Here is a 5,203-nt window from a genome sequence, read left to right on the forward strand (position 1 = left end):
ACCCATGCCGAACCCCTCGGCCGGTACGGCGAGCCAACCGGCAGCCGAACCTGCCGCCACGCCAACAGCCGAAGCCCAAGCGGGCGCGGCCATTCCAAACCCCCCGGCAAAACCCGGTGTCTTCACCGGGGCGGGAGAATCATCAAGCGGCTAGACCGGTCTGAACGCGCGCGGCTTCCTGCCGCGCTGTGGAATGCATTGGTCGACGCCGCGCAGCGGAGATTGACTGATGCATTCCATGAACGAATATTCATCCGCAATACAACTGCGGTCCGATCGCTGGAGCGCGATGCGCGGCGCCACGGCCGCGCTGGCCCGCCAGCCGCGTGCCAAGGAGGCCGAGAAGCTTGTCGCCGACGTGCGCAAGCTGTTCGAGTCGCTGGCGGTCATAGAGCCTTACTGGGCTTTTCCGGGCATGTCGGCCTTCGACTACATGCGCCGCCAGTTCGAACACAAAAGCTACGAAGACCTCGCCTTTGCCGTTGGCCGCGTGACAAGGGCCCTTACGACAGGGGCCTACCGGCGCAGGACCATCCCGCTGGAACGCGACTCCCTTGATCAGGAAGAGCACGACGACGAGTCGATGCAGCCGCCCGAAGCGCGGGCGCTGGCCAAGCCCTATTTCGAGGTTCTGATCGTCGATGACGTCAGCGAGCAGCAGGAACGCTGGCTGCGCAGCAACGTGCAGCGGATGCGCCGGTCGGAAGACCCCTTTATCTATGAAGCGGTGGTGGTGCCCAGCGTCGAAGACGCGCTGATCGCGGTTCTGTTCAACCACAACATTCAGGCCATCGTGGTGCGCCCCGGTCTTACGCTCAAATCCGACATGGTGGAGGAGATCCTCACCCGTTACCTCGCCCGCGCGGGCGGACGCGAAGAGATCGACGCCCTGCTGCCCGAAAATTACGGCCCCGAACTGTGCCGCATGATCGCCAAGGTACGACCGGAGCTTGACGCCTATCTGGTGACCGAACGCTCGGTCGAAGATATCGCGGGACTGGATCTGGGGATTTGTCGGCGGGTCTTCTACAATCAGGAAGACTTCATGGAACTGCACCTGAACATCCTTAGGGGTGTGCAGTCGCGGAACAAGTCACCGTTTTTCACGGCACTGGTCGAATATTCCAAGCAACCGACCGGCGTTTTCCACGCCATGCCCATCAGCCGCGGCAAATCCATCACCCGCAGCCACTGGATTCAGGACATGGGGGCCTTTTACGGGCCGAACATCTTCCTTGCGGAAACCTCGGCCACATCCGGCGGGCTGGACAGCCTGCTTGAACCGCACGGGCCGATCAAGGAAGCGCAGGAACTGGCAAGCCGCGCCTTCGGGTCGAAGCAGACCTTTTTCGCCACCAACGGCACCTCGACCTGCAACAAGATCGTCGTGCAGGCACTGGTGCGCCCCGGGGATATCGTTCTGGTCGACCGGGACTGCCACAAGTCGCATCACTACGGGATGGTGCTGGCGGGCGCGCAGGTCTGTTACCTCGACAGCTATCCGCTCAACAAGTACTCGATGTACGGCGCGGTCCCCCTGCGCGAGATCAAGCACCAGCTTCTGGCGCTGAAGGCGGCGGGCAAGCTTCACAAGGTGCGGATGCTTTTGCTGACCAACTGCACCTTCGACGGGCTGGTCTACAACGTCGAACGCATGATGGAGGAATGTCTCGCCATCAAGCCGGACCTTATTTTCCTGTGGGATGAAGCATGGTTCGCTTTCGCGCGGTTCAATCCGACATATCGTCAGCGTACGGGGATGAACGCGGCCAATACCCTGCGCGCGAAATTCCGGTCCGATGCCCATGCCCGCGCCTATGAGAAACAGCAGGCGGAGCTGGAGGACGCGGATGACGAGACGCTTCTCAATACCCGGCTGATCCCGCCGCCCGATGCCCGCGTAAGGGTCTATGCGACCCAGTCGACCCACAAGACGCTGACGTCACTGCGGCAGGGTTCGATGATTCATGTCAACGATCAGGACTTCAAGGGAGAGGTCGAACAGAGCTTTCACGAAGCCTACATGACCCATACCTCCACATCGCCCAACTACCAGATCATCGCCTCGCTGGACGTGGGGCGCAGGCAGGTGGAGCTGGAGGGTTTCGAGTTCGTCCAGCGCCAGATCGAGGCGGCCATGTCCATGCGCCGCGCCATCGCGGATCACCCGCTGCTCCAGAAGTACTTCAAGGTGCTCACCGCCGGCGACATGATCCCGGATGAGCACCGCGAAAGCGGCGTGACCAGCTACTATGACGTAGAGCAGGGCTGGACCGATATGTGGGATTGCTGGGAAAAGGACGAATTCGTTCTCGATGCCACACGCGTCACGCTTGCGGTGGGCGGCACCGGCTGGGACGGCGATACCTTCAAGACCGATATCCTGATGGATCGCTACGGGATCCAGATCAACAAGACGTCGCGCAACACCGTCCTGTTCATGACCAACATCGGCACCACGCGGTCCTCCGTCGCCTATCTGATCGAGGTGCTGGTAGAGATCGCCAAATCACTGGACGAGTTGCTCGACGATGCGAGCCGGATGGAAAAGCTTTCGTTCGACCGGCGGGTTTCCAACCTGATGGAGCATTTCCCCCCGCTGCCCGATTTCAGCCGCTTCCACGACGCGTTCCGCGCTGACGACATCACCGTCGAAGGGGATATCCGCACCGCGTTCTTCCTCGCTTATGACGAAAAGAACTGCGACTATCTCGAACTGGACGGCTCCCTGAAGGAGGCGATGGATGCAGGCGAAACCGTCGTTTCGGCAAGTTTCATCATTCCCTATCCCCCGGGTTTTCCAATTCTGGTGCCCGGACAGGTCGTGAGCCAGGAAATCCTCGCATTCATGCGGGCGCTCGATGTGAGCGAAATTCACGGCTACCGGCCCGACCTCGGCCTGCGCGTCTTTACCGAAGAGGCGCTCAAACGGGTCGGATCGAACGATCTTTCATCATCACCCGCTTAAGAAAAGGACCTTCAACATGGCTACGACAATTCTCAAGAATATCTCGGAAATCCGCCGGTTCTTTCACCGGAACGAGGACCCCGTCTATTTCATCTCGGCCACCAACTTCAATTTGCTGGGCCTCGACGAATGGGTGAAGAACTTCAAATACATCTGTTACATCGATTGCTACGGCGGCAAGCACCCCAACGTGTTCTGCCCCTCGGAACAGCCGCATGCGGAATTCCAGTCCATCGAGGACATCAACAACTACCTGCTGCAGCACAAGGAAGTGATCGACTTCATCAAGCGCCGCGGCGGAAAGCCGAAGTTCGTCTTCCTGATGTTCGACGAGGAAACCGAGCGTCTGTCGAAAGAACTGGGCGCCGACGTCTGGTTCCCCAAGGCCAAGCTGCGCCAGGCGATGGACAACAAGATCGAGACCGTGCGCATCGGCAACAAGGCGGGCGTGCCCTCGGTGCCCAACGTTCTGGCCGAGGTCAAATCCTACGAAGACCTCAAGAAAACCTGCGAGAAGGCCGGTATCGGCCATGACCTCGTGCTGCAGTCCGCCTTTGGCGACAGTGGTCATACGACGTTCTTCATCAAGAACGAGGCCGATTTCCGGCGGCACGAGCATGAGATCGTCGGCGAAGGCGAAATCAAGATCATGAAGCGGATCGATTGCCGGGGTTCCGCGATCGAAGCCTGCGCCACCAAGGAAGGCACCATCGTTGGCCCCCTGATGACCGAACTCGTCGGCTTCAAGGAGTTGACCCCATATCGTGGCGGCTGGTGCGGCAACGAGATCCTTGCCACGGCCTTTCCGCCGAAGGTCCGTGAAAAAGCGCGCGACCTGACCTTCAAGTTCGGGGAACAGCTGCGCAAGGAAGGCTATCGCGGCTACTTCGAGCTGGATTTCCTGATCGACAAGAAGACAGGTGACCTTTGGCTGGGGGAATTGAACCCCCGCATCACAGGTGCGTCGTCCATGACGAACCACGCGGCTTTTGCCCACGCGGATGCGCCGCTCTTCCTGTTCCACTTGCTTGAATTCTCGCGCAAGAAGTTCCAGCTGGACGTGGATGAGTTGAACAACCGCTGGGCCGACCCGGATATGATCGACGGCTGGAGCCAGATGGTCATCAAACACACCGAGGACAACGTCGACATCTGCACCGAATCCCCCGAAACCGGCATCTATCGCATGCTCGAAGACGGGCGCGTGGTGTTCGACCGCTTCGACTATCACCGCCGGGCGGTGGAATCGGAGAACGAAGCCTTCTTTCTGCGGATCCTGCAGCCGGGCGATTACCGCTACGAAGGGGCCGATATCGGTATCCTCGTCACGCGGGGTCGGTCAATGACGAAGAGTTTCCAGTTGAACGAGCGGGCGAAAAAGTGGATTCATGGCATCAAGCAATCCGTGAACGGCAAGCCATTGCCGACCGCAGCCGCCGCGCCTGAACTTTCGGACCCGGCCTTTAAAATCCTCTGAGGATAACAAGGAAGGAAGCCACGTGTTCTGGCGTGCCCTAGACATTGCAACGCCCGGCCCGAAATGGGCCGGGCTTTTCGCCGAATACTGGCCCGATTACCACGCATGGTGGTTGAAGGAGGGCGAGGCGGCGCGGCCGACCTATGCGCAGTGTCGCCGCGCGATGACAGAGCATATGCCCGAGCTTGTCCCGCTCTATGACGAGCTGTGCAAGTTGGCGGGCGGTGGTGATCAAGCGGCAAGGTTCCTCAGTTTCTACTGCCCGCCGCCCTATCTTTCGGCCTGCAGTCAGGCGATTTGGGCGGGCAAGGAGCCCGTCATGGTCCGCAACTACGACTACAATCCACTGGCGTTCGACTCGCTCGTTCTGCGGACCGAATGGCAGGGCCGCCGGGTCATGGGGACGTCCGATGGGCTTTGGGGGCTGGTCGATGGGGTGAACGATGCGGGCCTTTCGATCTCGCTCACCTTCGGGGGGCGTCGGGTGGTGGGGCGGGGCTTCGGTGTGCCGCTGATCCTGCGCTATGTTCTGCAGACCTGCAAAACCACCGAAGAAGCGGGCAAGGTGCTGGCCCGCGTTCCCACCCATATGAGCTATAACGTCACCGTGCTGGACCGGAAGCGGAACTACCTGACCGCGATGATGGCCCCCGACCGGCCGGCACATATCACCCATGCCGCCGTCGCGACGAACCATCAGGAAAACGTCGAATGGGTGAGCCACGCGCGGTTCACCGCCACGGTGGAACGCGAACGCT

General features: G+C 60.5%; 3 protein-coding genes. All 3 read left to right on the top strand.

From position 1 onward, the window contains the following. The first annotated feature begins 229 nt into the window (after window positions 1-229). Window positions 230-2,968, top strand: coding sequence for an aminotransferase class I/II-fold pyridoxal phosphate-dependent enzyme (locus A3764_RS10685; protein ID WP_067920852.1), 2,739 nt, complete (start codon window positions 230-232; stop codon window positions 2,966-2,968). 16 nt (window positions 2,969-2,984) lie between these two features. Further along, window positions 2,985-4,445: a biotin carboxylase gene (locus tag A3764_RS10690; protein WP_067920854.1), complete on the top strand. Its 1,461-nt coding sequence runs from the start codon at window positions 2,985-2,987 to the stop codon at window positions 4,443-4,445. Window positions 4,446-4,467: 22 nt separating this feature from the next. After that, window positions 4,468-5,203: C45 family autoproteolytic acyltransferase/hydolase (locus tag A3764_RS10695; RefSeq protein WP_067951572.1), on the top strand; the 736-nt coding region annotated here is incomplete at its 3' end.

Source organism: Sulfitobacter sp. HI0129 (genome assembly GCF_001635395.1).
In the GTDB taxonomy this organism is placed as follows: Bacteria; Pseudomonadota; Alphaproteobacteria; order Rhodobacterales; family Rhodobacteraceae; genus Sulfitobacter.

What these genes read in the sequence shown, in the direction of transcription:
- A3764_RS10685 (WP_067920852.1), top strand. Translation starts at nt 230, where the DNA reads ATGCATTCCATGAACGAATATTCATCCGCAATACAACTGCGGTCCGAT.
- A3764_RS10690 (WP_067920854.1), top strand. Translation starts at nt 2,985, where the DNA reads ATGGCTACGACAATTCTCAAGAATATCTCGGAAATCCGCCGGTTCTTT.